Raw genomic sequence first — 26,340 nt, 5'->3', positions numbered from 1 at the left:
ACCTATCGTATTACAGGCCGATTTGTATTTCCGGTTGTTTTATCGTATATTAAGCTGAAAAAGAGAGACAGTAGAGGATGATACAGATGCAAGATATAAGAAACGAACAAGTCCAAACAATCATTCAGATACTCAGACCGGAGCTCCAGGAGCTGAGTGAATATATTTACGCGAACCCGGAGCTGGGGCATGAGGAGGTCTTGTCATCCAAGGCACATGTGGAGCTGCTGAAAAAACATGGTTTTGAGGTTGAGTATCCTTATCTGGGTATCGAGACGGCTTTCAGAGCGGTGTATAAAGGGAAAAAAGCAGGCCCCACTCTGGCTTACTTATCTGAATATGACGCCTTGCCCGGAATCGGTCATGGCTGCGGGCACAACTTGCTTGGAGCCACAGACACGGGTGCAGGCATTGCCTTGTCCAAATTAGTGGACGAAGTGGGCGGAACGGTCGTCGTTTTAGGTACGCCAGCTGAAGAAACGAATGGCGACAAGGTGACGATGGCGGATGCCGGGACCTTTGACGATGTGGATGTGGCTTTTTGTACGCACCCGTCTGACGGCTATTATGCCAGCGGAACCTCGATGGCGATGGAAGCCATCGAATTCCGTTTTTATGGCCAGACTGCGCATGCAGCTGCAGCACCGTATAAGGGAAAAAATGCCTTGGATGCCTGCATCAACTTTTTCAATAATGTCAGTTCCCTCCGCCAGCAGCTCCATCCAAGCGCCCGGGCACATGGGGTCATCAAGGACGGCGGGGAAGCAGCGAATGTCATCCCTGACTATACACGGGCTGAGTTTTACGTGAGAGCCATGGACATGCCTTACTTGAATGAACTGCGTGAAAAAGTCATCCGCTGTGCAGAAGCTGGAGCACTGGCAGCCGACTGCCGTATGGAGTGGGGACACTATGAAGCAGCCTATAAAAACCTAATCACCAATGAAACGTTGTCTGAACTTTATAACAAAAACATGCAGGCGCTTGACATCGACATGCTTACCGAAGAACGCGACTCGATGGGATCCATGGATATGGGAAATGTCAGCCAGGTCGTCCCGGCCATCAACCCTTACTTTGAAATCACCAGCGGCAAAGCTGTATCCGCCCATACAACGGAGTTCAGAGAGTGCACGCTGACCGAAGCAGCTTATGAGGGGATGGAAAAAACCATAGCGGGTTTGACACATACGGCGCTTGATTTAATGACCCAACCGGATCTGCTGGAAAAAGTGAAAAGAGAGTTTACAGAAAAAGTCAACTGACTTCAAAGTTGGAAGTTTAAACGATAGGACTGGAAGACAGAATAAGGATAAAAATCTCTCTCCATGAGGCAAACAGCCTAGGCCGCTTGCGTTCAGCAGGAGGGAGAAGACGAGAGGCCTGCTCCCTCATAGGCTGGGGTTTAACCATGTCTTTATTTTAGCGATGGGGACCCGGTCACATAAAGCTTGTCTTTAAACGGTTTTTTATACGCATTGAATGACGAGTGTGTTGTTTAAATAAATATGAAGTGGTGTTTAAAAGGCTTTTGGCACCACTTGATCTGAAAAGTAAAATAAACCAGCTGCAATAAGGGCTTAGTGACAAGTTCTTTTGACTATCAAAGGCTAAGGGGCTCAATACGGTTATTGAGCCCCTTAGCCTTCATATTTGTTGTCATCAGGGCACTAAACAAGTGGCCCATTTTTAAGGTAGCCAGAAGGGATAGGCATAGAAGCCTTTGCAAGTTTTACCTTAGCTAGCGGTTAGTTATCTGACTCTTTAAAAAGTTTGAAAGGTTTTAAGAAAAGGTGGCACAAGCTGAAAGTCCCCAGCAAAAGAAGCAAGGACGTGAAGGGGGGGAATAGCTCAAAGTATACAAGGCTGACGGGCAGCACGAGGAGTTTAAACAGATAGACCCATATGGCCCAGGAAGCGATTGTGACTCGGATATGGTCATTTGCTGAAACTTCAAGGGTATTACTGCGCTCGCCAAACAGGGAGACTCTCAGTGACGCGTGTTCTGTGTGGAAAGACAGTTTCTTTTCTTCACCTGAAGATAGCTTGCTGACTTTTTCTTCATTTATGTATACGCTAAGCAGAGACTGTCCTCTAAAAAATAAGGGGTCCCGCTTGATTTTGATGGTCTTATTCATATCAGACTCCTTTAGCCCTTATATAAAGGGTGGATTAAACAATAATGATATCAGTATATATTATTAACCGAGTCGGCACAAATGCAACGCGAAGGGGATACTTAGTCGCCAGCTTTGAACAGACAGAAAGGAGCAAAGAAGTGGAAGTTAATTTTTATGTAATACTGGGGATAGTTATAGTGTATTACTGTCGAAAAGGCGTGAACGTACTGACTGATATTTTAGAAACTTTGAAAAGAATAGAAAAGCACGAGTAAGAAGAGTGGAAATCGGCTGCAGAGCAACCTTGATTTTTGCTTTGAAAAAGCAGGGGACTCCCGCTTTTCCGCCCGTCAGGCTGCTTATTTTCTCAATTAAACGAACGGGATACGCTTCTTCGCCTTGACAATAGGCAAGAGAGGCTGTAAAGTTTTAAATCGTAACGATTACGATTTAAAAGGAGAAAAATTAATGATGCAAAAAATTCCAGTAACAGTCTTAAGTGGCTACTTAGGATCCGGTAAAACGACATTACTTAACCATGTACTCAACAACCGTGAGGGAATGAAAGTCGCAGTGATTGTCAATGACATGAGCGAGATCAATATCGACAGTGAGCTGGTTCAAAACCAGGGAAGTTTTTCGAGAACCGAAGAAAAGCTAGTCGAGATGTCAAATGGCTGCATCTGCTGTACGTTGAGAGAGGACTTGCTTGTGGAAGTTGAAAAGCTTGTACAGCAAGGCGACATCGACTATATTCTAATTGAATCGTCCGGTATCAGTGAGCCGGTTCCGGTCGCACAGACGTTTTCTTATTTAGATGAACAGATGGACATCGACCTGGCCAGCTTATGCCGGCTAGACACAATGGTCACCGTCGTGGATGCTCACCGATTCTGGGCTGATTTTGGTTCAGGAGATAGCCTGCTGGAGCGCAGCCAAGGAGTCAGCGAAGAAGACGAGCGCAACATTGCAGACCTGCTTTTAGATCAGATTGAATTTTGCGACGTGCTGATCATCAACAAAACGGACCTGGTATCCAAAGAAGAGCTAAAACAGCTGGAAAGTGTCGTCAGAACCTTACAGCCTGAAGCCAAAATCATTCATTCTCAGTTCAGCCGCGTTGAGCCGTCAGAAATTATGAACACCAACCTTTTTGACTTTGAAAAAGCAAGCCAGTCAGCCGGCTGGCTTAAGGAACTAAATGAAGGCGTTGAAAACCATGTGCCGGAAACAGAAGAGTACGGGATCAGTTCGTATACTCAAAGAATTGAAAAACCGCTTCACACTAGACGCCTCTTGGACTGGCTAAATCAGCTGCCTAAAAATATCGTACGGATGAAAGGAATTGCCTGGTGTCCGACGCACACCGACATGGCCCTGCTGTTTTCGCAAGCTGGCTCTTCTGTCAATGCGGAACCTTTGTCCTACTGGGTTGCTTCCCTCTCTAAAGAAGATCAGGAAAGTATTTTAGCAGAAAATCCGGAAGTCAAAGAAACCTGGCATGACACTTATGGTGACCGACACAGCAAGCTGGTCTTTATTGGTATGGATTTGGATCCAGATTATATCAAAAAAGGCTTGGCCGCATGTGAACTGTCAGATGAAGAGATGAAGCAGGACTGGTCCGTGTTTGAAGATCCGTTCAACTGGATTATTTCAAACGAAAGGGGCTAAGGTGATGATTTTGTCAGGCCAGACGATAGGCGACTATCATAAAGATGAAACGTTGAGTATCACCCCTTTTGATGCACACAGTCTTCAGCCAGCTTCTGTTGATTTGCGCTTAGGGGAACACTTTTCACTTATTGATGAGCTGTCCACACCGATGCTGTCTGTAAAAGATCCGTCGCCGGCCTATGTGGAAAAAACAATCAAAGACGGTGAGCGGGTTGTCATTCCACCTCAGTCTTTCCTGCTGGCTACGACCAAGGAAACAATCCGCCTACCCAAGCACCTCACCGCCTTTGTCGAAGGGCGCAGCTCGATTGGACGACTGGGTGTCTTTATTCAAAATGCCGGTTGGATTGATCCGGGCTTTTCAGGTGAGATTACTTTGGAACTCTTTAATGCTAACCGGGTGCCCGTTGAGCTCGAAGTAGGTATGCGTGTCTGCCAGCTGGTGATTGCAGAGGTCGACAAAACAACTGAAGGCTACCAAGGCAAGTATTTAAATCAGACAGGAGCGACAGCTAGTCGCATTCATCTGGACTCTGATTGAGGTTCAATGACTTTATAGCCGATGAGTAACATTATTTGAACAATCCGTCACACAAATGAGGAGGAGATTCTATGTCGATTGATGCAGGAGATTACCGCTATGACATGCAGCTTTTGATTGAAGGAGAAGCGTTGTCTGAAAGCGATATTCATCACTATATTTCAGACACCTTTGAAGGCGACTGTCTGCTGGCGGTTGGAGATGAAACACTGGTGAAAGTCCATTTCCACACGAACAAACCTTGGGAAGTGCTGGAATACTGCGCTAGCCAAGGGGAAATGTTTGATATCGTCGTTGAAGATATGTTCCGTCAGGCTGCAGGAAAAAGGGGCTAAAGCCCACCAGAACTGCCGAGGACACGCGTTGACTTTGAAAAAGGGATAAGCGAAAAGTTTCGGTTTTGAAGACATAAAGGAAACCGGACCGAAACAGAGAAAACCAGGATGGACAGCTGATACTGTCCATCCTGGTTTTTCGTATGCGTTTTTGCTATTCTTGAAGCTCTTTTTTCTTTTGAAGCAGGTCTTTAAACTCCCTGTCTTTTTCTTCAGAAAAAGCAAGAGACAACGAACCTAAAACTTCTGCGGTTTTATTTTCAAGTCTCATCAGCTCTTCTTCTGTGGAACATACAGAGGGTTGCTTTTGTCTGGCCTTTTCCCATATATCCAAGGTGCCTTCAAATTCCTGTATGTTCTGATCCTCAATCACCCACAGTTTAGTCGCAGTCCGGTTAACAAATGACCGGTCGTGAGAGACAAAGAGGATGCTTCCCGGATAGCCTGCGAGTAATCCTTCAAGAGCTTCAACGGCTTGGATATCCAAAAAGTTGGTTGGCTCGTCTAGGATCAGCATATTATAGTCACCGGCGATTAACTTGGCCAGAGCGACTTTCACCCGTTCGCCGCCACTCAAGACAGAAACCGGCTTGTAGACATCATCTCCTCTGAACTGGAGTTGAGCGAGAATAATACGGATCAGTGTTTCGGACTGAACGGCATCCAATTTGATATTTTCCAAAATCGACTCGGATGCTTCCAGTGTACTCAAGTCCTGAGAGAAATAACCGATTTTCAATGCGGGAGACACTTGAATAGCGTCGTCACCGTTTAATAGCTTATGGATCAGCGTCGTCTTGCCGCTGCCGTTCGCTCCCATCAAAGCAACCTTTTCTCCACCTTTAAGTGAAAAAGTACTCTTTGTCCATAATGTTTTTTCAGGAAAGCCACCGGAGCTGTCTTTCGCTCGGATGACAAAGCGCCGTGCTATTTTTTCCATGTCGGGCAGTTCAATAGTAATGCCTTCCTGCTCCTTAGGCTTGTCGACTTTTTCCAGCTGCTCAATCCGGCTGTCCATCGCCTTTTGTACTTGCTGCAGTTTTTTTGACTTTTTCTGAAAATAAGGAGCCGATCCTTTCAAGTTGTATTCCGAATCGCCCACTTTTGCCTTGCGCTTAGTGGCATTGACTGCCTGACGGGCTTTTCTCTCTTTGGCCTGCGTCAACTGACGGAGTTTGTTTGTGTATTTTTCATATTCTGTCTGCTGATGCTGGTTCTGGTGTTCTTTTTCCCGCTTATAAGCCGTGTAGTTGCCCGGATAAACAGTAACGGTCTCACCGTCTAGCTCCCAGATTGTCGTACAGACCTGATCGAGAAAGGTCCGGTCGTGGGAGACCACTAAAAATGCCCCATTAAACTGTTTAAATGACTTTTCTACCCAATCGATGTGACGGATATCCAAGTGTGTGGTCGGTTCGTCTGCTAAAAGGAGTTTGGGCCGTTTATTCAGTGCCTGAACGATATAGTCAGCCGTGACCTCGCCGCCGCTTTTCGGACCGATGGCGTCTTTCAGCTGAGGGAGCAGTTCAACTGTCGTCTGGCGCTCAATAACACCTTCATCCGGCTCTTCCAGTCCTTTAATCAAGCGAAACAGCGTCGTTTTTCCGCTGCCATTCGTACCGACCAGTCCAATCCGGTCGCTGTCTTCAATCTGCAGCTTCTCGATATCAAATAAAAGCCGGTCTCCATAACTCTTTTTCAATTTTTTTAGTGATACCAATGGCATAGCAATCATTCCTTTTCCCATTTAGTTTCTGGATTGAATGCTCATTTTTTCATCAAAAAAACCTCCCCTTTGTTTTCAGACAAAAAGGGAGGAAGATAGACAGATTAAATGAAAGACAAAAATATACAGGAGTCTTTAGTATTTAACCCAATCGTCGGTTAATCCCATTTGAGTCTGAAAAGGCATGATAAATAAGACCGTCCTTTTAGTCTTATTCTACTTCTTTTCGACTTGAAAAATGAGATTAGTTACGCATCGGCTCAAATAACACTCCTGTCCTGTTTGGTTAAGGACAGAATATACCCGCTTCATCAATATGTCAAGACAAAGCCTATGGAGAGGGCACTACAAGCAGGAGGGGAAATATTTGGTCTTTCCTTATGAAAGTAACTGATTTTCCATGTGACTATGCTATACTGCTAGAAACGAATTGATTTTTTTAGGGAGTGGATCAGAAATGATGGAAACCGTTTATGATCAGGAAGTATTTGAAGCGATTGAACTGGAAAAGAAGCGTCAAGAAGAAAGCATCGAACTGATTGCGTCAGAAAATTTTGTGTCCCGGGCTGTAATGGAGGCGCAGGGCAGTGTACTGACCAATAAATATGCAGAAGGCTATCCCGGCAAGCGCTACTATGGCGGCTGTGAATTTGTCGATAAGATCGAGAATCTGGCTATCGACCGAATCAAGGAACTGTTTGGAGCGGAGTATGCGAATGTTCAGCCGCACTCCGGTTCCCAGGCGAATATGGCTGTGTTCCAGACTTTTATGGAACCAGGCGACACCTATATGGGCATGAATTTGAATCACGGGGGACATCTGACACACGGGTCTCCAGTCAATTTCAGCGGTAAGCTATATCAGGTCGTTCCTTATGGAGTGGATCCCCAAACCGAAACAATCGACTATGACCAGGTCAGGCAGCTGGCGCTAAAGCATCGGCCTAAAATGATCATCACCGGCTACAGTGCCTATCCGAGAGCCATCGACTTTGCCATGTTCCGTGAGATTGCGGACGAAGTAGGCGCAATTTTGATGGTGGACATGGCGCACATTGCCGGTTTAATTGCAACCGGTGAACATCCTGACCCGGTTCCATATGCAGATGTGCTGACAAGCACGACCCATAAGACGCTGCGTGGACCAAGAGGGGGTCTGATTCTGGCCAAAGAGGCGTTCGGCAAGAAACTGAACAGTGCCATTTTTCCCGGCATTCAGGGGGGCCCGCTAGAGCATGTGATTGCGGCTAAAGCTGTCGCCTTCAGAGAAGCTTTACAGCCGGAATTCAAGGAGTACACCAAGCAAATCAAAGCCAATGCCCGCGCTATGGCAGAGGTATTGAATCCGTCAAAAGGTCGCCTGATCAGCGGAGGAACGGACAATCACTTGCTGCTGATGGAAGTGTCGGACTTTGGTATGAACGGCAAGCAGGCAGAAGCCCTGCTGGATGAAGTCGGGATTACCATCAACAAAAACTCCATTCCGTTCGACACACTCGGACCCTTCAAAACAAGTGGTATTCGCATTGGAACCCCCGCTGTAACGACCCGGGGCTTTAAGGAAGAAGAATGCAGAGAAGTTGCCGAACTGATTGTTCAGGCTCTGAATAACAAGGACGACCAAGACAAACTGTCAGAAATCAAAACAGCTGTTCATAAGCTGACGGCGCGTTTTCCGCTGCACAAATAAATAAAATGGATCCGAAAAACCCTTCACTACTGTTCATTGAGTAGTGAAGGGTTTTTTTATTAATATGCAATGGGCAGAAAGATTATTCAACCATGATTTTGAGTTTATTTTTAGCTAAAAAAATAAATTTGTGGTAATTTTATAATAGGAAAGCAAGTTATAAAAAATAATAGAGTTAATATGGTGGGGGGTACCGTATGCATAAGAAGGGATATAGAACCAGTGTGCTACTTGTGATCCTGATATTAATTTTACCAAGTTCAGGTGCGGGTATTCTTTCTAGTGATAACTATGTATCTGCCGAAACGAATGAAGTCATCTCAAAAGATACCTTAAGTATAAAAGAAGAGGCAGCAGTTGAAAGTGAGCTGTCTCAAGAGTCTCACGCTGTCGAAGACGACCGATTGCTAGAAGAAAATAGTCTTGAAGAAGATACAAGCCCAGACTCAGACCCAGACTCAGACCCAGACTCAGACTCAGACTCAGAACCATTTAAAAACAGTGCAGAATTAGCGGATGACCACACACACTCCTCAAAGACTGTAAAGCCTGAAAATAAGCAGCATGAATCGTCTACGTCCGACACGCTCCTACCTGAAGAATCGGATGAGCTAAAGCATGAAACTGAATTAGACAAAGAGAACATAGTTAGCGATGCAACAGAAGATATCGAGACAATTGAGCGCTCGGTTAAGGAAAGCCAGTCTGACCAAAATATACAGCTTCAACCCTTTAATGTCGCCAACATTCAAGTAGCTCAAAGTCATAGCCTGGCAGCGAGTGTGAACACAGGTGTACCCAGTCTTTCATTAACTTATGGCTTTAGACCCGTAATTGGATTGTCTGCATTAAGTACGGCCTATATCTTTTTTGAGTTGCCGGCAGCGTTTTCCGGTGCAAGCGTCGACTATTCAGCTACTTATAGCGTTCCCAGGCTATTAGGGTTGGGACGAGCTTCTGGGACTATAAATGACATTCAGGTCACCGGGAATACGGTCAGACTCCAATTTTCGTCTATTCTGAATATCAGTCTGCTGGCGGAGTGGCGATTTACACTCACCATTACACCGGATTCAGCTGCATCCGGATTGCCTTTAGAATGCGGAGAAACCTATGCATTTCTGGGCGGAGTGAGCAATACGCCCGTTTTAGATATTCAGCTTTTACCCGGAGGCAGCCGCGCACAAGCGAGCTTGAATTTACCCCCGGCAGACATTGCGCTGGTTACTGTCGATGCGCCTATCTATAGCAATGATCGAATGATCAGTGGATCGGGAACGCCCAATTTGACTGTGCGCATTGAGATTCAGGGTCAGACATTTTTTGTCCCGGTGGATGAGGAAGGACGGTTTACCTTCAGTCTCCCTGAAGGCCTAGACCTGATTTCAGGGGATGAAATCAGGTTTTCACAGAGTAACGGTGTATGTAGGGGGCCTACATCAACGGTAATTGTGGAAGAAAGTAGTCTCACTCTTTTATTTGTCCCTGAACGGATTGATTTTGGTACGCATAAGATTGAGTCTGCGCAGATGATTATTGAACGTTCCATTGTCAATCAAGTGGAGGCTATTAGCATCCGAGACACTCGAGGGGCGGGTAGTCAGTTTGAACTCACAGCACGTTTGACACGGCCTCTGAGAAGAACAGAAACGCCTTCTTTTGAACTAGCCGATACGCTGTTTTACTTAAAGGATGGGACGCCAGAAGTGTTGTCAGTCGATACTAGCCTGCTCATACTAGCAGGTACAACAGGTCTGAATCCTGTCACTACAATCGGCTGGGACAGTATGAACGGCCCGCAGGTTAGAATTCAAGGGGGTGAAGTATATGCGGGATCCTACGATACATCCATAAGATGGACACTTACAGACGGACCGTAGCTAAAGAGAGTAAGGAAAGAAGGAAAAACAATGTCAAAATCTTATAAAGTAGTAGCTTTGTCGGCAGTAGCCGCCCTGTTTTGCTCTGTAATGACGGCACCGGCAGTTATGGCAGATCCGAACGAAGCAGAGTCGGACGTCACCATTGAGTTCATAGTCCCAGATGATACAGATGTACCTACTGTTGTCGATCCAACAGACCCATCCATTACGTTTCCAGTAACTCCGGGGGACCGTGACCCGGGGGACCCAGATGATCCGGTTACCGGCTTTTCAGGGCCACTGACTTTGGACTTTGTCTCTTCTCTTGATTTTGGAACGGTGGCGATTTCAGCTCAGTCCCAAGAGTATGAATCCCTAACCTTACGTCCCTTTGTACAAGTCACTGACCGCAGAGGAACAAGAGAAGGCTGGGCATTGACTGTTTCATTAAGTGAGTTTAGAGATGAAGAGGGTGAAACTTCATTGTCCGGGGCCGTGCTTAACCTGGAAAATGCAAGCCTTGTGACCCCGGGGGTTGGAGGTGACAATACGCCTGAAGGCCTTGCCGGTTCAATAGCGTTAGACTCCAATGGAACGAGTGCAAATGTAACCGTCGCTGGAGAGGGCACTGGAGCTGGGACATGGCTTACCCGTTGGCTTGCGCCTGTGGGGGAGACACCTAATCCAAACGTCACACTTACTGTTCCTGGGGGCGCCGCTACTGTAGGTGACCACGAGGCAACATTGACCTGGATATTGACTAATGCTCCTGAATAGTCAAAAGGTGTAAAAGTGTCGATGAAGGTACTGAGGAAAGAGTGAAGCCTCCTCAGTACCTTTCATTGACGCATCGTTTGACGACGACACGGATGACCGAGGAAAAAGAGGTGTTGAGATGAGAGCTAAACGCATAATGTTATTTTTACTGTTAAGCATTACCTTGTCGGTGGGGCATCAAACAGCTATAGCCGAAGAGTCCGTTGGTTTTTCGATTAAGGCACAGCTTTCAAACAGTCAAATCAGTCCTGATGTGTCTTATTTTGATTTGAGAGTTGAACCGGGAAGAGATGAATTTTTAGAAATCAGTGTGTACAATCACAAGCCGGAACCCTTAACGGTGGAGGTACATGTATTTAATGCGTCAACTAATCGCAATGGCCTTATCGTATATGAGCCTGTAGAACCTGCAGATAGTTTGGTGACGCCGCTGACAGACTGGATATCTCTTAAAGAAGACAGGCTAACTGTTGAGGCGAACGGAACAGGGACTATCAGGCTGGACGTCACCAGTATCGAACCGTTTGATGGAATCAAGCTGGGAGGAGTTTACGTTGAGAAAGTCAATGAAGATGAAGACAATCAAGGTGTGATGCTTTCCAACCAGTATGCTTACGTGACAGCTATCCAATTATCAGAAAACGATGAGCCGGTGATGTCTGAGGTCGAATTTATTTCAGTCGGTCCAGAATTGATCAATTACCGGACAGCTGTTACAGCCCAAATTGAAAATGTTCAACCGGAAATACTGGCTGACTTGTCCATTGAAGCACAGTTATATGAAGTAGACAGCAATGAACTCGTCACCGAACAAACATATGAGAACTGGCGAATGGCACCTAATTCAACAGCAGATATCGGCATCAGCTTAAACAATCGTCCAATACAAGCAGGCGATTACAGATTGGAAATGACTGTCTTCAATGCCAATCACGTATGGGAATTTGAAGAACTGTTTTCTATAGAAGAAGCAGATGAAGCAATCAATGAGCAAGCGGTAGATACGGATGATGAGCATAACGGCGAGGAACGGGTACAGTCTCTTGGCATTTATTACGGAGCCGGAGCGGTAGTTTGGGCAGGAAGTACAGCTGGCTTGCTTGTGTATATAAGAAAACTTAAAAAAAAGCATTAGTTCCGAGAAAGTAGTGTAACCACTTTAGTTCTTATTTAAAGTATCTGCAGAGGTAGCGTCTATACTTAATACACCGCCAGCTTCCTTTAAATTGGAAGCTGGCGGTGTATCGTGCTGCCTTAAAAGACTTTTCCGGGGTTCAGCCGGTTGTCCGGATCGAACACCTGCTTGATCGCCCGCATGTAAGTCAGATTGACCGGGTCAGTCATCTTTTCCATGTACTCTTTTTTCACGATACCGATTCCATGTTCTGCGGACGGTAGCCCGCCCAGATCTGCCACTTTCTGGTACAGGTCTTTCAGCAGAGCGGCCCGTCTTTCCGTCCACTCTTCTTCGCTTAAATCATCTTTCATTAACAGCGTATGGACGTTGCCATCGCCGGCGTGGCCAAAATTCAAAACATTAAGCTTGTGTTTGGCCTGCATCTGCTTGGTGGCTTCAATGAGTTCGGCAAACTTATTGATAGGCACCACCTCGTCCAGCAGCTCAAACTCGGTAAAGACGGTCAGTCCCAGTAAGATATTGTCTCTTAAAGCCCAATTTCTAAGAGCTTCTTCTGGTGTCAGGATATGACTTTCCAAAGCCGTTTCTTTGGCAATCTGTTCAATGCGTTCGGCACGCATCGCCAGCTCTTTCGGGTCATTGCCGTCCAGGGTCATGAGCAGATAGGCTTCACCTACCTGAGACTTCAGCGGATACCCTAAGTTCTGCTCCGCATACCTGAGCGCCTGCCGCTCAAACAGTTCTACACCGGACGGGTCGGCACCGCTGGTTAGGATGGCCAAAGTGGCATCGGTAGCCTGCTGGACAGTATCAAAAGCCAGCAGGATAGACACACGGGCTTGCGGCAGGGGGATTAGTTTCAGCTGAATCCTGGTCGTAATTCCCAGCGTCCCTTCCGAGCCGATAAACAGGTCTTTCAGATCATAGCCGGAACTGCTTTTGATGTTCCTGCTGCCCATTGTTATGACTTCAGCGCTGGGCAAGACAGCGGTCAGAGACCGGACATAGTCTCTGGTCGTACCGTATTTCACTGCCCGCAGGCCACCGGCATTAGTCGCCACATTGCCCCCAATTGTTGAATGCTTGGACGCAGGATCCGGCGGATAGAAGTAGCCTTGACTTTCAACGTAGCGGTGAATCTCGCCAACGAGGACTCCAGGTTCCACAGTCAAAGTCAGTGTTTCCTCATCAAGTGCGACGATCCTGTTCATCAGATGCAAGTCGATGATCAGCGCATCTTCCTTGAGGGGCACCTGGGCTCCGGCCACCCCGGTTCCAGCTCCTCGTGCAAGAATAGTCAGATCGCGGTCGATGGCATAGCGGACCAGCGACTGGACTTCTTCTTCGTTCACCGGCAAAGCTACCGCATGAACTGGGGGAATATCTTTCACATAAGTATCTTCATAATAGGCGGCCGGCACGTCTTCTCCGGTAAAGAGCCGATCCGAGTCGATAATGATTGAGTGTAAAGTAGTCATACATAACCTCCTGGCTTAATTGTAAGCGTTATTATCTGTGTTCAGTGTACCGAAAACTCTCAACAAAAGTCTACCGATTTTCAAGCAATCAAGCATAAAGGTACATTGAACCCGTTTATGAAACCATACGGATGAGGATGCTTCCACTGATTTTTACAGAGAAAAAGGTATAATAAAAGAAAACAGGGGACACGCAAGAGGAGGACAGACGATGTGGGAAAGGTTCGTGGATTTAAGTCCGGCAGTCCAGACGCTGCTGGCTACTTTATTTACCTGGGGCATGACGGCTGCTGGAGCCGGTCTGGTGTTTACAGCTAAAAAAGTGAAACAGCGGGTGATGGACGGTATGCTGGCCTTTGCCGGCGGGGTGATGATTGCCGCCAGCTTCTGGTCTCTCCTGGAACCGGCTATCGAAATGGCTGAAAGCGGACCGCTGCCGTCCTGGGTGCCCGCTGCGGTGGGCTTTATGGCGGGCGGTTTTTTCCTTTGGGGCGTGGATAAGTTGCTGCCTCATCTGCATCCGGCGCTCAGCCAAACCGGCTCCCGAACAAAGAAAAGAGGAGCAGAAGGTCTGCATCCACAAAGCTACCGCCGCAGCACCCTGCTTGTGCTGGCGATCACCTTGCATAATATCCCGGAAGGCTTTGCCATTGGAGTGGCTTTTGGCACCATGGCTCTGACGGGAGATCGGTCTCAGCTGGTAGGGGCAGTGACATTGGCAATCGGCATGGGACTGCAGAATTTTCCGGAAGGAACAGCCGTTTCGATGCCTCTAAGACGGGAAGGCATGTCCAGAGGCAAGGCCTTCTGGTACGGACAGCTATCCGGCTTTGTTGAACCGGTCTCCGCCTTGTTGGGTTTAGGGCTCGTATCGATGATTGAACCGCTGCTGCCCTATGCGCTGGCCTTTGCAGCAGGCGCCATGATCTTTGTTGTGGCAGAAGAAGTGATTCCGGGCTCTCAGGAACACGGCAACAAGGACCTGTCGGCCATCTGGCTGATGATCGGTTTTACCGTCATGATGGTGCTGGATGTAGCCTTCGGCTGAAAGGCAGGAAAATAAAAGCGGGTTTCACCATGAAGGGCTGCTCTTCGGTAAAGGGGCTAGGGCGCATCGGAATAGTCGATTTCGGTGAGTAGGGATGGAGCCTGGTCGACAGAGAAAAAACATCAGCGTGTGCGGAAGCGGGAGGTCTTTGGGTAGACTGGATGATTTCAAGCAGTCGAACTTGTCAAATCGGGTCTTTATATGGCATACTCTTCACACGGTAGACCCTGAGTCCTCTTAAAGTCATGCAAGGCAGGCCGTCTCAGCTGCAAAAAGGGATAGTCCCTTTCAATTAAGCCCGGTCAAGACGGACCAGGGGGCTGAAATGAGTTGAGGACGAAGGAATGGTGAGCTTGCTGAGACATATGCGCTAACGGCCTACCGGCACTTTTTTACCCAGAAGTAAATAAAGGGAGAAAAGAGAAACATGGCCGGCAGTGAGCTTTTAAATATGAATGGGGAGTCCTGTTCCAGGTCGCTCAGTATGCTCGTCAGGAAGGCAAAGGCCCATATGCAGGACGAAAGGTAAAGGAATAAGAGGGTCCTGGGCAGATTGTCGAACAGGCTCCCTCTGATGAGGTGAAAGGCTAGGACATGGACTAGGAAAAGCAGGCAGCCCATAAAAAAACCTCTGCTGGTGAAAACCATTTTGTTTTTATAAGTCATTGCAACGAGTCCCTTCAGGGCAAGGATGTATCGTTCACTGTATCATAAATAATGTAGGGGCTAAAGGTCAAAGTAAGCCGAATCGCCCGGGATTAAGGATTAGGTTTCCAAGCAGGAACAATCAATCAGCATGGTCTAAGCGCCAAAGGCACAAGCAAAGGAGCAATAAGCAGACAATGAATGTATTTGAAGAAATCAAACAGGCAATCATGGCGGACCCCATGAACGAGGCGTTTACTCAAAGAGGGGTGGAGCCGCTGTTTCGGGCATCCAAAGACGCTCGAATTGCCTTAGTAAGTCAGGCTCCCGGCCGAAAAACTGAGGAAACCAACCTGATCTGGAATGATCCAAGTGGTGACCGTTTGAGAAAATGGATGGGTCTGTCCCGTGATGTATTTTATGATACCCATTCCGTTGCGCATGTGCCGATGGATTTTTACTATCCGGGTAAAGCCAAGTCTGGAGACAAGCCGCCGCGCAAGGGCTTTGCAGAAAAATGGCACCCCCTCCTAATGGAAGAGATGCCTAATATTGAAACCATTATTGTCGTTGGAGGCTATGCTCAAAAGCATTATTTAGGCAGCCGTAGGGAGAAAAATCTGACCGAAACAGTACGCCAGTTCCAACAGTACTTGCCGGACTATTTGCCTCTGGTCCATCCGAGTCCGTTAAATACTGGATGGATGAAAAAGAATCCCTGGTTTGAAGCAGAAGTTATCCCTGTACTACAGGCATTGATCCAGTCAAATCTGTGAACAGATCCATTCTGAATGCTTGAAAGACTGGTTTTCGTTTATAAAGCCGGGAGTGTGAGTTCTTTAAGTGTTGCGTCAATAAACTGACGTCTTGTCTCGAAATCACTCCCGTGTCTCTGGACAGGCTTGACGGTTCCTTTGTCTGAGAAAACACCAGCATACGTATCTGGATCGTCGACTGCTGAGACGATAGTCAAGGCGCCTTCCTCAAGGGTGGAGGCAATAGGCTTGAGCAGTCTGAACATCAGGTGCTCAATTTTAGGTGGGATGCTCTCTTTAAAGATATTTGTCGCAATCAGCCCAGGGTGGATAGCCGTCGTCTTTAAGCCTTCTTTAGCATACCTTTCATGCAGCTCCTGAGCCAGATAAAGAGTAGCCAGCTTGGACTGGCTATAAGCTTTCATAGAAGAAAAGCGCTTCGGCTGGAAAAAAGGCGGAGTCAACGGTGTAGCCTTATAGGCGTTTGAAGTCACAACGATGACTTGCTTACGTTGACTGTTCAGCACCAGCGGCAGCAGCTCATGAGTTAGCAGAAAATGCCCCAGAAAATTGGTTGCCATCATCAGCTCAAAGCCGTCAGGGCTTTCTTTTTTTGTCTTGGTCATGATGCCGGCATTATTTATTAGGCAGTCGATATGGGTGTAACGCTCTTTAATTTGTTCGGCTGCGGACTGTACAGAGCTGAAATCGCTCAATTCGCATTTGATGACATCCACTTGTATATCAGATTGTGCTTCCAAAAGGTCTTGTTTCAGCTTCTCGCCTTTATCCATGTTCCGGTTCAACAGCAGTATGCAGTCAAAAGACTGGGCTAATATTTTCACGGCTTCACGTCCAATCCCCGATGTCGGCCCCGTGATAGCTAAAATTGACTTTGACATGACTAACTCCCCCTATAAACTCAATCTATTTGATTCCCTCAGTTTACGCTTCTTTTGTCTCATTTGCATCCCTTAATTTATCTACGGTCATTCTAACTAAGTAAGTAGCGGGGATGGCTAAAAAATTTAGTCCAACAATAAAATTAGACATCCATATAGTAACTTGCCCATCCTCAAAAAGCGGAAAAAGTAGAGCTGTTCCGATAGAGACGCCTCCAGTAAGTAAGAAGAGAATTCCAAGTACTAATACACTTTCCCGTTTAGCAAAATAAGCACCTGAATATACAAGGGTGACAGTAAAGAAGACTGTTACGGTTAAAATAATCATCAGTGGTTCAATCCTGGGTGTTTCTGCCCACTGAAAACCGTATATTTCGACTACAACGAAATTGATGACATTCAATATAATCGTTAACACCATCGCATAATAGCCGAATTTATAGCGCTGGTGTTTCTGGTATTCATCAAATTTATTCATAAGTATCCCTTTCTTTTAAGCTGTTCTAGATTTTTACCAGAGGTGAAACAAATATAGTTCACTACTCACTCTTCCGTCTTTTTTTCTTTCGCATCCCTGCGCTTATCGACAAAAAATCGGGAAAAGTAAGCAAGCGACCCAAAAAGCCATATAAGCTGACTGGCATTTATAGCTGCGCTATCGGTCAATCTGCCCTCAGATAGTGTTTCAGTATATGGCGAGATGAGTTCAAATACATTTACTAGACCAAATATTAAGAAACCGAAAGCATAAAGCATTCCGCTTTGATGTTTTTTAAAGTAAGCTCCATGATAGACATACATCGTAATGGCATAGGAAATGGCTATGAAATTTATCAGTATAAACTCCATTTCTCTTGATTCTACCCATTGAAAATCAGTAAACCTGCTGAGCATATAATTTAAAAAGTTAAGAAAAGTAAGGAGTGCGAATGCATGTGAGCCGTACTTATACCTGAGGTGTCTCTGGTATTCATCAAATTTTTCCATAAAGTATTCCTCCTTCAATAGATTTCATCTTAAGGTGTAGTGTGTATTAGTCAGCAGAAATTAAGTGGCAACTGCTACTTAATTTCTAGCTTGTCTTCCTTTACATCCCTGCGCTTATCTACGGTCATTCTAACCAGGTAAGTCAGTGGAATAGAGAAAAGATGCAGGGCACTAAGTATATTAATTGCCTGCCAGGTTATTTGTCCATTCTCGACCAGCGGCGTCTGACTCACATTGGTGGACAACAGCATGAGTGTGCCGGACAGGATATGGAAAAAAGAAGCAAAGAAGGGATTTTCCCATTTGGCGAAAAAAGCCCCGGAATAGACGGCCGTGACAGTAAAGTATAAGCTGGCTATCAGTAAAATAAAGACTGACTCAAAACGCGGGTCTTCTGCCCAGCCTATATTCAAAAAGTAATTCACTGCCTGTAAAACAACAATCAGAATGAGTGTATGGTATCCCAATTTGTAGCGCTTCATACGCTGGTATTCATCTAAGTGTTTCATAAACAGTCCTTTCTTGTCAGGGACGAGTGTTTTGTATGTTTGTGCAACTAACCGTTTTTTATAGCTATTTTATTAAACTAGCAGCTCTCAGTCTTTTGAGTCATCCATTTGCTGATCTTTACGTTTTTCACTCAGCAGCTTAACGACATAAGAAAGAGAAATCAGGATGAATAGCAGTCCTGCAAAGGGCATGACCACATTAAAGGTCAGTTTTCCGTCATCAATGATTGCCGGAGAAGAGGGGGAAAAGCTGGTATAGAGATTCAACAGTCCAACGCTAAAGAAGAGTCCGGCATAGAGTTTGCCATTCTGACGTTTAGTGAAGTATGCACCGCGGTAAACATACATCAAAACAGAATAAGCCACGGCAATAAAACACAGCATCAAGTATTCCAGGCCGACAGGGTCTGCCCATTGAAAGTCAGTGAAAAAAGTAAGCGCAAAATTGGCAAAAACCAAAACAAGCAACAGCATGAAAGCATAAGAGTCGTATTTATAGCGCATATGTTTTTGGTATTCATCGTATTGATTCATCATGTGAATTCCTCCTAGTTAAGGTAGTGGTCTTGTCTGACAAAATCCTAGTCTTTCTTATTTTCGATTAGTGATGCAATAGCATGTACACTCGCCCCGCAAACCCACATCAGACCTAATAAAAGTGGAACAACACCAGACGTAACCTGTCCACTGGATGATAAGATATCTGGACCCATGAAGATAATCCAGAGACTAAAAATCACTCCCCATAAGCCAAGAAAGAAAGAGTTCAGGATGGATAAATTGTTTTTTTTATAGTAACTTCCTTTGTAAATGTTCATCAATAGGCAATAATAAAGCGCTGGGAAGACAAGCAAAGCGTATTCCAACTCTCTTGTCTCAGCCCACTGAATGTCAAACGTTGCTAATGATGAATTGATAAGGATAGACAGCATCAGAATGTTGAAAGAGTGTGAACCGTGTTTGTAGTTTAAGTACTTCTGGTATTCATCGTATTGATTCATCATGTGAATTCCTCCTAAAAGGTGGTCAGTTTCACTTTATCATGATTGCATAAAAGCTGATTTTAGTTTCCTGTTACTTTATCTACCAGTGACCGGACATAATCAGTTACCGCTAAAAGAATAAACATCAAACCGAGGAGTAGAATTGCGACCGAAACAGTCAGGAGTCCATTGACGACGAAAGGACTTTCGTAAGCAAAGGACTGATAGACAAAATATGTACCAAGCAAGATCCGTCCAAATACATAGAAGCCGTAAAGTGAGCTGGTTTGATGCAGAGCCTCATTATATGTATCGACTATCATCGTGATACCTACAGATGCTATAAGAATAATAAAATATTCAGTTGTAGCTGTTTCTGCCCACTGGAAATTAAAACCCAGGTTCAGGGCAATGTTTACTATGAGTACAACAGCCAGTACTTGATAAGAATAATAGCCCACTTTTAAGTCCAGCATTGTCGGTTTCTTTTTAAATATCATCAGTTGATCATCCTGCATATGTTTTTGTTTAGTCGTATACTTTTGACATATTAGTTTTCTTCGCGCTCCCGCCTTTTCTCCATCAGTATTCGTGTAAAATAAGCTGATGGAATAGACAGCCAGACTAGTCCACTTACGAGCATGAAGCTGTTTGTTGTAAGTAATCCATTAATTATCAAAGGGGAATGCGGTGAAAAAGAAAGATAAATGTTAGATATACCTGCAAAACCGAACAGTAAAGTTAAGCTTAGAGCCTTTTGCTTTTTAGGAAAATAGGCTCCGTTATAGACGTTCATGACTATAAAGTAAGCAATGCCGAAAAATAACAAGAGAACAAACTCCAAACTTTGTGTCTCACCCCATTGAAAGTCAAAAAAGAGGTGAAGGTTAAAGTTGATTATTCCTAAAACAAGAATAATTAGAAAAGAATGGTAGCCGTATTTGTGACGCAGAGATTTCTGGTACTCATCAAATGGATCCATTTAGTTTTCCTCCCAAAATAAGTCGTTTAGTGTCACATGAAGAGCTTGACAGATACGGATGCAGAGTTTGATGGAGGGGTTATAGTCTCCTCGCTCAATAGCGCTGATGGTCTGACGCGTCACATCAACAGCATCGGCCAGTTCTTTTTGAGACATGTCCAGTCCCGCTCTGGCAGCTTTCATTTTAAGGTTTTTGCCCATAGTAGTCCTCCACAATGAATAAATAAGTTAACTTAATGCAAACTATATCATACATATGGACAAATAAAAAGGACTATCCATAAAGAATAGTCCTTTTTCATTAATATTCTTTTAACCCTGCACTACATACCCACTATTTTTGAGGTAGTCTACTGTGAATTCTTTCAAGTCATCAAAAGGTTCATTGGATGTTGTGACCTTCTGAATAAAATCAACACCAGCTTCGGTTGGAAAAGACGTTTTCTATCCATCCATTTTTAAAAACAAATCCGTCATAACCCATGCTGTACGCTTTTTTCCATTATGAAATGGATGTCTCTTTGTCAAGTTGATAAGCAGTATAGAAGCTTTTTCCAGTACGGGAGGAAATAACTCTTTGCCAAATACTTCCTGATCTAATTGGTTTACCGACATCTGCAGGGCGCTTGCATCTTTCACGCTAATAGGTTCTTTTGGGGAAAATGTTTTGATGACGTATACGTTGATTTTTATGATGTCTTCTGCTGTAAGGTTTTTCATTACTTATCAACCAAATCTTTAAGTAAAGTATAATACTGTGAGACGCTTTCTTCAATGAACGCATCAATGTCGTGTTGCTCTACCTTTTTTTTATGCTGACATTTCCCTTGGCATCGATAATATACTCAATCTGATCACCCGTTTCTAGAGCCAGTGCCTCTTTCACTTGCTTTGGAATAGTTGTAATGTCGTTGTTGCCTGATTTTCTGATTATATAACTCCCTGCATGAGTCACTCCATTATCATAAAGCATGTAAAACTCTCCTTATCGTATCTTTGTATCTATTATGCTGCAAAAGATAGACTTAAGAAAAGAATATATATTGTGTTTTGATAGTATTCCGTCACATCCATATAGATAAACCCGAGTCCGTGTCCAGCGATTGATACTGAGTTCACGTCGCACTCTGCCGACAATGTTTGGGTATAAATAAAACGTGAGCCTGTCCCTGTAGATAAATCAGGGATAAGCTCATGTTTATTTTTCTTTGTCTGCTTGGTAGATAGACGATTCAATGACAGTGACCAGAAGCAAAACACCAAAGAATACAAATAGATTGGACTGTTCACCTAAAAGAGCAAAAATGACTGCCGGAATCATAGCTACCAAAAACATTTTCCAGAACGTGGGACTTTTTCGACTCATTCAAAGACTCCTTCACACCGTTTTAGTCTGCCTGTCACCAACTTAACAAAGATAAAGATAGCTAGTCAATGTTTGAATAGTCTTAATTACATAAACTATTTAAAAAGGTAAATTAAAACAAACACCCGTTGGTTTAAAGGGATGAAGTTGTGGTATAGTAAGAGCTAATGATTTATATCGGAGGAAAATGTTATGCTTGAACGATTAAAGGCGCATACTAAATGACTTAGTGAATGCACAGGTCTAAACTCTTAAGGGTGAGAAGGTATATAAAATGAATATAAAAATGATTTCAAAAGCAAGCATGTATTTATATATTTCTTTATTTAGTGGTGTAAGTGTTTATATGCTCAGTATCGTGTTTCAAAGAATGGCTTACTGGGGTGAAAGTTTGTATTGGTATTGGGGTGGGGCAATGGCTACTTACCTGGTGGGGCTATTGGGGTGGTTTTTTTTGATTGCATCGATTAAGAGCAACAAAATCAATCTTTTTTATATAGCCGTACATATTCTTTCTAGTTTATTGCTGTTGACTGGTTTTATATGGGTAACTTTTATTATTATTATGGGGTTTGGCTAATGATTTATATCGGAGGAAAATGTTATGCTTGAACGATTAAAGACGGGCCTAAAAACATTCAGAGAAGTGACCTATAAGCGGTACGAACATATTTACCGTGATTTGGAAGCAACGCAAGATCCGCATACGCTTTTTATCGGCTGTTCAGATTCCAGAGTAAGTCCGGATATCCTTTTGGACAGTGATCCGGGAGAAGTGTTTACGGTACGCAACATCGCCAATACTGTCCCGGCCTACGAGAATAGCCAAAATGATTTGCCGACGGTATCGTCGATCGAGTACGCTATTGAGGTGCTTGGGGTCGAGGAAGTCGTCATCTGCGGGCATTCCAATTGCGGGGGCTGTGCAGCCGCAATGGGTCAAAGCAGCAAGCTAGACAAGCTGCCGTTTACCCAGCAGTACTTGAAGCCGCTGGCCTGTGTAAAGGAAAAAATCGAAGCAGAGCCTGAAATTACTGACGCCAAAGCCAAAGCCAGGCTGATGGAAAAGATGAATGTAATCGAACAGGTAAAGCATCTGAAAAGTTACCCGATCGTTCAGGAGAAACTGAAAAAAGGCGAGTTGGAAATCGAAGGCTGGTATTTCGACATCAAGTCAGGCAGCGTCTCTGTCTACGATGAAAAAGCAGACCGCTTTTGCCGTTCTGAAGACTATCAGGCAGTCAGAGTTTAAGTTTGCTGATGTAAATCCATAAGCCAGCAGAAAGGTCCTTGTTCAGCTGAACGGGGGTCTTTTTTTATACTCCTTTTGCATAAAGTCAGTGGATGAATAGAGAAAGCTCTTTATTTTATGTTAATCTGGAGTTAAATATAAAGAGAAGGGACGTGAAGCGATGAAACGCTTAGTATTTGGCTTGGTTAGTTTAATAATTGGAATCCTACTGCTCAGTACCCCCTCACTGAGTAGTGCACTGGGTGTATTCTTTTTCATTTTTGGGATAAGCCAGCTGGTTCAGGGGGTCATACAAGTCAGCTCAGACAAAGCTTCCCGTGATGGGAGAGCGTCAAAAGATAAACAGTGAATGAAGGAGAATACTTGATGGATCAGCAGGATATGTGGGCTGAATGTATAAAGTATAACCGTCAGTACAAAAATCGCAAGCACAGCGCCTGAAGTTATGGTGTACTGGCAAATGAACGGGCAGAGCTGACTCTGAAAGGAGTCAAGACGGCAACAACTTCGGCCTATGACTTGTATGCAGTAGACAGGGGTCCCCTGCCGGAGGGTATCGAGTATCTGTGAGTCACAGTTGAATAAAGTGGAAAGATCCAGGCTTATATCTAGCTGGATCTTTTTTGATGGAAAAGCTTGCAATAAAAATGGTTAGGCCTTATACTGACGTTAAGTAGTTAGTTAGTCAACTAATTAACCAATCGACATAAGCGGTTAAAGGAGGTCTTTTATTGGATTCATCAATCCCGATTTACTTACAAATATCACAGTTCATTGAAAATGAGGTAATCAGCAACCGCTTGACTGCTGAAGACAAAGTGCCGTCAACGAATGAATTTTCAAAAAAGCTGAATGTGAACCCGGCTACTGCAGGAAAGGGGCTAAACGCATTGGTTGATCAGGGGATTTTATATAAAAAAAGAGGCCTGGGGATGTTCGTGACACCAGAAGCCAAAAGTATCCTGATAGACAAGCGAAGAAAACAGTTTGAAGATAAATTACTGCCAGAATTTTTGTATGAAGCGAAGCAACTGAACATTAGTAAGGAAGAATTAATCCAATGGATAGGAAGTGAGTACGATGATTAAACTAGATAATGTGACAAAGGCATACGGAAAGAATTTAGTGCTGGATGGTGTCGATTTAGACTTTAAGAATACAGAAGGTGTTTACGGGATTTTAGGACGTAATGGTGTAGGAAAAACGACATTGATGAAAATGATTTTTAATATGATTACCCGCTACGAAGGCGAAATCGAACTAAATGGTGAGAACGTTAAAAATAACACGGAGGCTCTGAAGCATATCGTATATGTCGGCGGAGAAGTCAATAAATACAATGGCCTTTTCCAAGGGAAGATAAAAGACTTACTTAAAGCATACACCAATATGTATGAGTCTTTTGATAGAGAGTATGCCGAAAGTATGCTGGCTAGCTTCGATATTAAGGGTAAAAATAAGTTTTCAAAATTATCTACCGGGAATAAAACCTTGGTGCAAAATACAATAGGGTTAGCCACGCGAGCGCCTATTACTATTTTGGATGAGCCGACAAATGGATTGGATTCGGTCAATCGTCAAAACTTCTTCCGTTTCATGATGGAGGATTATGCAAAACATCCCCGTCTGTTTATGTTATCGACTCACTTAATTCAGGAAGTGGAAAATTACTTAACCGATGTCATTATTTTAAAAGACACAAAAGTGCTGATTGATGATACGCTGGAAAACATTCAGTCAAAATCCCACCTCATCACAAACTATGCTTTAAAAGATAAAGAGGTTGTGCGTGAAAATGCTTTGGGTAGCCGTGTCGAACAGGTCATTTATGATGAGTTATCAGAAGAAGAGAGACAACAGATTAAGGTGAACGGTGGAGAAGTGAAACCACTGGATTTACAAAATCTTTTTAACGCATTAGTTGAACACTCAACTCACTAAGGAGGATATTATGGAACGTACGATAAAATTTCAATTATCAAATTTAAAAAAGACATTTTTTTACTCAGCTTTGATTGCTTACGGAATTATGGGACTAGTATTACTTTTAGTATTTTTCGTGTCCGGCTCAATGAATCCAAACATTGACTCGCTTATGTTTAACCAGCCCGTGTGGCTTGCACTTATTTCTATCATAAGCATCCCTTTTACGTTTGCTTTAGCTTTATATGCATTTATGGATGGACTCATGTTTTTTGACACGTCTCTAAGATTTGGGATATCAAGAAAGCAATACTTCTTCAACCAAGTCATTATTTATCTTATACTCTCTTTTTTATATGCATTTGCTACAGGACTCACGGAAGTTGAATGGTCTAATTCCGTATCGAGTTATTTTTCAACTATCAGCGCAAACTACTTAACGATAGGCTATATAGTCAATCAATTTATAAGAGGTCTGCTGTTTGTTCTCTTGGCTCTAGGCGTTTACCGATTCAAGTTAAAGGCATTTATCATCGGCATCATCGCCTTCTTTATATTCATAACAGTTGGACCCATTCTAGCATTTCGTTCGTTGGGAGATTCAGCGGGAAATTCAGCAATTAATGATACAATCATGAATCTAGTCTCGTTCATCATAGACTACCAGGCAATATTCGTTGCTTTACTAATGGCTGGAATGCTTGGACTTTATTATCTCTTAATTACTAAAACAGAAGTGCAGGATTAAGTTAGCTCATCACTTACTTTTAAACTATGCAAAAACGGTAGGCAGTATAGAACTGCTTACCGTTTTTAGTTATTTCTAAATGTATATAGGTCCTAATATATATGTTATTATTTAACTAAATGTCAAGCATTGGAACGAGGACTAAAGATGAGTGAAAAAACGAGGAAAAAATATTCTCCCAAATGGAATCTCTTCAGTGTGTTCATAATTGCTACTGCTGGGAATCTATTCCCTTTATTCCGGGAACTTTATAATGCAGGAGGCGTCTTTTCGGATGTTAGTCCGCTTTATTATTACTTAATCGCCATGTCAGTGATTGGCTTTTCTATTGCCTATTACATTGTAAATAAACTGGCTATTTCAAAAAAGACAGATTCGTTTTACTTGAGTGTGCTGGGTGTAAATTTTTTAGTCACTATTATTTTGCTACTGTTCACTTCTGTTCTATTAGCTATCGTTTACTAAGCGACTTGACGTTTCACTGTGAGTAATGACATACAGGTTTATAAACTAATTGTTCAAGGAGATTAAATATGACTAAATTAATTTGGCTTCAATTGTTAGCGAGTGTACTACTGCTCGTATGTTTAGGACAGCTTCTTTATCAGGGAGGAATAGCCTTGGATGAAGGCCGCGCATTTGAAGCTTATTTTTATGCCACAAGAAGCTATCTTTTCATAGCGATAGGGATGGGCATCGTACTATTGATCACTAGCCTATTCAATAGCCTACCTAAGTTAAACAAAAGATGGTAAGTCGCTTTAAGTAATCTTAATACTTTGGCGCATATTATATAATTCCTGAATAATTCATACTTTTTCTTTAAAGCGTTTGAAACTGCCTAACGGCAGTCTAAATAAACTTTTTTTGTTTTCACCTGTTAAGTGATGAAAAAA

Annotated in this window: 33 protein-coding genes and 1 pseudogene; 19 read left to right on the top strand and 15 right to left on the bottom strand. The window is 43.8% G+C overall.

The features are described from left to right. Positions 1–86 precede the first annotated feature (86 nt). Positions 87–1,265 (top strand): M20 family metallopeptidase, encoded by a 1,179-nt coding sequence (locus ADIAL_RS00440; protein ID WP_155849138.1) that lies wholly within the window; start codon positions 87–89, stop codon positions 1,263–1,265. A gap of 483 nt (positions 1,266–1,748) precedes the next feature. Here the strand turns inward: ADIAL_RS00440 and ADIAL_RS00435 are convergent, their stop codons facing one another. Then, positions 1,749–2,138: a hypothetical protein gene (locus ADIAL_RS00435; protein ID WP_034298589.1), complete on the bottom strand. Its 390-nt coding sequence runs from the start codon at positions 2,136–2,138 to the stop codon at positions 1,749–1,751. A gap of 450 nt (positions 2,139–2,588) precedes the next feature. Here ADIAL_RS00435 and ADIAL_RS00425 point away from each other — a divergent pair, with 450 nt between their 5' ends. From ADIAL_RS00425 to ADIAL_RS00415, 3 genes are all read left to right on the top strand, one after another. Next, the gene (locus tag ADIAL_RS00425; RefSeq protein WP_034298584.1) at positions 2,589–3,794 is read left to right on the top strand and encodes a GTP-binding protein; all 1,206 of its coding nucleotides are present in this window, start codon (positions 2,589–2,591) and stop codon (positions 3,792–3,794) included. 4 nt (positions 3,795–3,798) lie between these two features. Then, positions 3,799–4,338 carry a dCTP deaminase gene (dcd, locus tag ADIAL_RS00420; protein WP_034298582.1) on the top strand — a complete coding sequence of 180 codons (540 nt, stop codon included), beginning with the start codon at positions 3,799–3,801 and terminating at the stop codon, positions 4,336–4,338. 71 nt (positions 4,339–4,409) lie between these two features. After that, entirely contained in the window at positions 4,410–4,673 is a 264-nt protein-coding gene (locus tag ADIAL_RS00415) for a dihydroxyacetone kinase (RefSeq protein WP_034298580.1), read from the top strand. A gap of 154 nt (positions 4,674–4,827) precedes the next feature. On the opposite strand, the gene abc-f is transcribed toward ADIAL_RS00415, so the two are convergent. Then, the gene (gene abc-f, locus ADIAL_RS00410) at positions 4,828–6,399 is read right to left on the bottom strand and encodes a ribosomal protection-like ABC-F family protein (protein ID WP_034298577.1); all 1,572 of its coding nucleotides are present in this window, start codon (positions 6,397–6,399) and stop codon (positions 4,828–4,830) included. A 457-nt stretch (positions 6,400–6,856) separates the two neighbouring features. Between abc-f and glyA the strand changes: the two genes are divergently transcribed. From glyA to ADIAL_RS00390, 4 genes are all read left to right on the top strand, one after another. Further along, a complete protein-coding gene (gene glyA / locus ADIAL_RS00405) occupies positions 6,857–8,089 on the top strand; it encodes a serine hydroxymethyltransferase (RefSeq protein ID WP_034298575.1) in 1,233 nt (410 codons plus the stop codon). 197 nt (positions 8,090–8,286) lie between these two features. After that, complete coding sequence (locus tag ADIAL_RS00400; protein ID WP_034298571.1) at positions 8,287–9,969, top strand: hypothetical protein; 1,683 nt, start codon at positions 8,287–8,289, stop codon at positions 9,967–9,969. A gap of 30 nt (positions 9,970–9,999) precedes the next feature. Continuing rightward, positions 10,000–10,728 (top strand): WxL domain-containing protein, encoded by a 729-nt coding sequence (locus ADIAL_RS00395; protein WP_034298569.1) that lies wholly within the window; start codon positions 10,000–10,002, stop codon positions 10,726–10,728. Positions 10,729–10,846: 118 nt separating this feature from the next. Beyond that, on the top strand, positions 10,847–11,863 hold the full coding sequence (locus tag ADIAL_RS00390; protein WP_034298566.1) for a DUF916 and DUF3324 domain-containing protein: 1,017 nt from the start codon (positions 10,847–10,849) through the stop codon (positions 11,861–11,863). Positions 11,864–11,982: 119 nt separating this feature from the next. Here ADIAL_RS00390 and ADIAL_RS00385 read toward each other — a convergent pair whose 3' ends face one another. Continuing rightward, on the bottom strand, positions 11,983–13,344 hold the full coding sequence (locus ADIAL_RS00385) for an FAD-binding oxidoreductase (RefSeq protein ID WP_034298564.1): 1,362 nt from the start codon (positions 13,342–13,344) through the stop codon (positions 11,983–11,985). 211 nt (positions 13,345–13,555) lie between these two features. Between ADIAL_RS00385 and ADIAL_RS00380 the strand changes: the two genes are divergently transcribed. Together ADIAL_RS00380 and ADIAL_RS00370 are read left to right on the top strand one after the other, a co-directional pair. Further along, complete coding sequence (locus ADIAL_RS00380) at positions 13,556–14,392, top strand: ZIP family metal transporter (RefSeq protein ID WP_034298562.1); 837 nt, start codon at positions 13,556–13,558, stop codon at positions 14,390–14,392. A gap of 842 nt (positions 14,393–15,234) precedes the next feature. Then, positions 15,235–15,813 (top strand): uracil-DNA glycosylase family protein, encoded by a 579-nt coding sequence (locus ADIAL_RS00370; protein WP_034298558.1) that lies wholly within the window; start codon positions 15,235–15,237, stop codon positions 15,811–15,813. 38 nt (positions 15,814–15,851) lie between these two features. Here ADIAL_RS00370 and ADIAL_RS00365 read toward each other — a convergent pair whose 3' ends face one another. From ADIAL_RS00365 to ADIAL_RS11295, 12 genes are all read right to left on the bottom strand, one after another. After that, complete coding sequence (locus ADIAL_RS00365; protein ID WP_034298556.1) at positions 15,852–16,694, bottom strand: SDR family NAD(P)-dependent oxidoreductase; 843 nt, start codon at positions 16,692–16,694, stop codon at positions 15,852–15,854. Between the two features lie 43 nt (positions 16,695–16,737). Beyond that, complete coding sequence (locus tag ADIAL_RS00360) at positions 16,738–17,172, bottom strand: hypothetical protein (protein ID WP_034298553.1); 435 nt, start codon at positions 17,170–17,172, stop codon at positions 16,738–16,740. 65 nt (positions 17,173–17,237) lie between these two features. Beyond that, a complete protein-coding gene (locus tag ADIAL_RS00355) occupies positions 17,238–17,681 on the bottom strand; it encodes a hypothetical protein (RefSeq protein WP_034298551.1) in 444 nt (147 codons plus the stop codon). Positions 17,682–17,755: 74 nt separating this feature from the next. Then, positions 17,756–18,190 (bottom strand): hypothetical protein, encoded by a 435-nt coding sequence (locus tag ADIAL_RS00350; protein ID WP_034298548.1) that lies wholly within the window; start codon positions 18,188–18,190, stop codon positions 17,756–17,758. Positions 18,191–18,277: 87 nt separating this feature from the next. Continuing rightward, on the bottom strand, positions 18,278–18,727 hold the full coding sequence (locus ADIAL_RS00345) for a hypothetical protein (protein WP_034298546.1): 450 nt from the start codon (positions 18,725–18,727) through the stop codon (positions 18,278–18,280). A 44-nt stretch (positions 18,728–18,771) separates the two neighbouring features. Next, on the bottom strand, positions 18,772–19,194 hold the full coding sequence (locus ADIAL_RS00340; protein ID WP_034298543.1) for a hypothetical protein: 423 nt from the start codon (positions 19,192–19,194) through the stop codon (positions 18,772–18,774). A 59-nt stretch (positions 19,195–19,253) separates the two neighbouring features. Then, positions 19,254–19,673 (bottom strand): hypothetical protein, encoded by a 420-nt coding sequence (locus tag ADIAL_RS00335; protein ID WP_034298541.1) that lies wholly within the window; start codon positions 19,671–19,673, stop codon positions 19,254–19,256. 50 nt (positions 19,674–19,723) lie between these two features. Continuing rightward, entirely contained in the window at positions 19,724–20,155 is a 432-nt protein-coding gene (locus tag ADIAL_RS00330) for a hypothetical protein (protein ID WP_034298539.1), read from the bottom strand. Then, positions 20,156–20,356 carry a helix-turn-helix transcriptional regulator gene (locus ADIAL_RS00325; RefSeq protein WP_034298537.1) on the bottom strand — a complete coding sequence of 67 codons (201 nt, stop codon included), beginning with the start codon at positions 20,354–20,356 and terminating at the stop codon, positions 20,156–20,158. Between the two features lie 243 nt (positions 20,357–20,599). Beyond that, on the bottom strand, positions 20,600–20,875 hold the full coding sequence (locus ADIAL_RS00320; RefSeq protein ID WP_231492024.1) for a type II toxin-antitoxin system death-on-curing family toxin: 276 nt from the start codon (positions 20,873–20,875) through the stop codon (positions 20,600–20,602). 79 nt (positions 20,876–20,954) lie between these two features. Further along, on the bottom strand, positions 20,955–21,128 hold the full coding sequence (locus ADIAL_RS11300; RefSeq protein WP_155849137.1) for a hypothetical protein: 174 nt from the start codon (positions 21,126–21,128) through the stop codon (positions 20,955–20,957). A gap of 225 nt (positions 21,129–21,353) precedes the next feature. Continuing rightward, complete coding sequence (locus ADIAL_RS11295) at positions 21,354–21,521, bottom strand: hypothetical protein (protein ID WP_155849136.1); 168 nt, start codon at positions 21,519–21,521, stop codon at positions 21,354–21,356. A 274-nt stretch (positions 21,522–21,795) separates the two neighbouring features. On the opposite strand from ADIAL_RS11295, the gene ADIAL_RS00310 reads away from it, so the two are divergent. From ADIAL_RS00310 to ADIAL_RS00275, 9 genes and pseudogenes are all read left to right on the top strand, one after another. After that, on the top strand, positions 21,796–22,101 hold the full coding sequence (locus tag ADIAL_RS00310; RefSeq protein ID WP_051503614.1) for a hypothetical protein: 306 nt from the start codon (positions 21,796–21,798) through the stop codon (positions 22,099–22,101). Between the two features lie 24 nt (positions 22,102–22,125). After that, positions 22,126–22,773: a carbonic anhydrase gene (locus ADIAL_RS00305; RefSeq protein ID WP_034298535.1), complete on the top strand. Its 648-nt coding sequence runs from the start codon at positions 22,126–22,128 to the stop codon at positions 22,771–22,773. 160 nt (positions 22,774–22,933) lie between these two features. After that, positions 22,934–23,122, top strand: coding sequence for a hypothetical protein (locus ADIAL_RS00300; RefSeq protein WP_034298532.1), 189 nt, complete (start codon positions 22,934–22,936; stop codon positions 23,120–23,122). Between the two features lie 119 nt (positions 23,123–23,241). Further along, positions 23,242–23,337, top strand: a pseudogene (locus ADIAL_RS11645) (ASCH domain-containing protein); the annotation flags it as partial. A gap of 167 nt (positions 23,338–23,504) precedes the next feature. After that, positions 23,505–23,861: a GntR family transcriptional regulator gene (locus ADIAL_RS00295; RefSeq protein ID WP_034298529.1), complete on the top strand. Its 357-nt coding sequence runs from the start codon at positions 23,505–23,507 to the stop codon at positions 23,859–23,861. Beyond that, complete coding sequence (locus ADIAL_RS00290; RefSeq protein WP_034298525.1) at positions 23,854–24,714, top strand: ATP-binding cassette domain-containing protein; 861 nt, start codon at positions 23,854–23,856, stop codon at positions 24,712–24,714. Before ADIAL_RS00295 ends, ADIAL_RS00290 begins: the two co-directional genes overlap by 8 nt. A 10-nt stretch (positions 24,715–24,724) precedes the next feature. Next, a complete protein-coding gene (locus tag ADIAL_RS00285) occupies positions 24,725–25,444 on the top strand; it encodes a hypothetical protein (protein ID WP_034298521.1) in 720 nt (239 codons plus the stop codon). A 147-nt stretch (positions 25,445–25,591) separates the two neighbouring features. Beyond that, positions 25,592–25,909 carry a hypothetical protein gene (locus ADIAL_RS00280; protein ID WP_034298517.1) on the top strand — a complete coding sequence of 106 codons (318 nt, stop codon included), beginning with the start codon at positions 25,592–25,594 and terminating at the stop codon, positions 25,907–25,909. Between the two features lie 68 nt (positions 25,910–25,977). Further along, positions 25,978–26,199, top strand: coding sequence for a hypothetical protein (locus ADIAL_RS00275; protein WP_034298515.1), 222 nt, complete (start codon positions 25,978–25,980; stop codon positions 26,197–26,199). Positions 26,200–26,340: the final 141 nt, after the last annotated feature.

Origin of the sequence: Alkalibacterium sp. AK22, from assembly GCF_000585255.1 — a bacterium.
GTDB lineage: Bacteria > Bacillota > Bacilli > Lactobacillales > Carnobacteriaceae_A > Alkalibacterium.
This window is presented reverse-complemented; position numbering and strand designations above follow the sequence as displayed.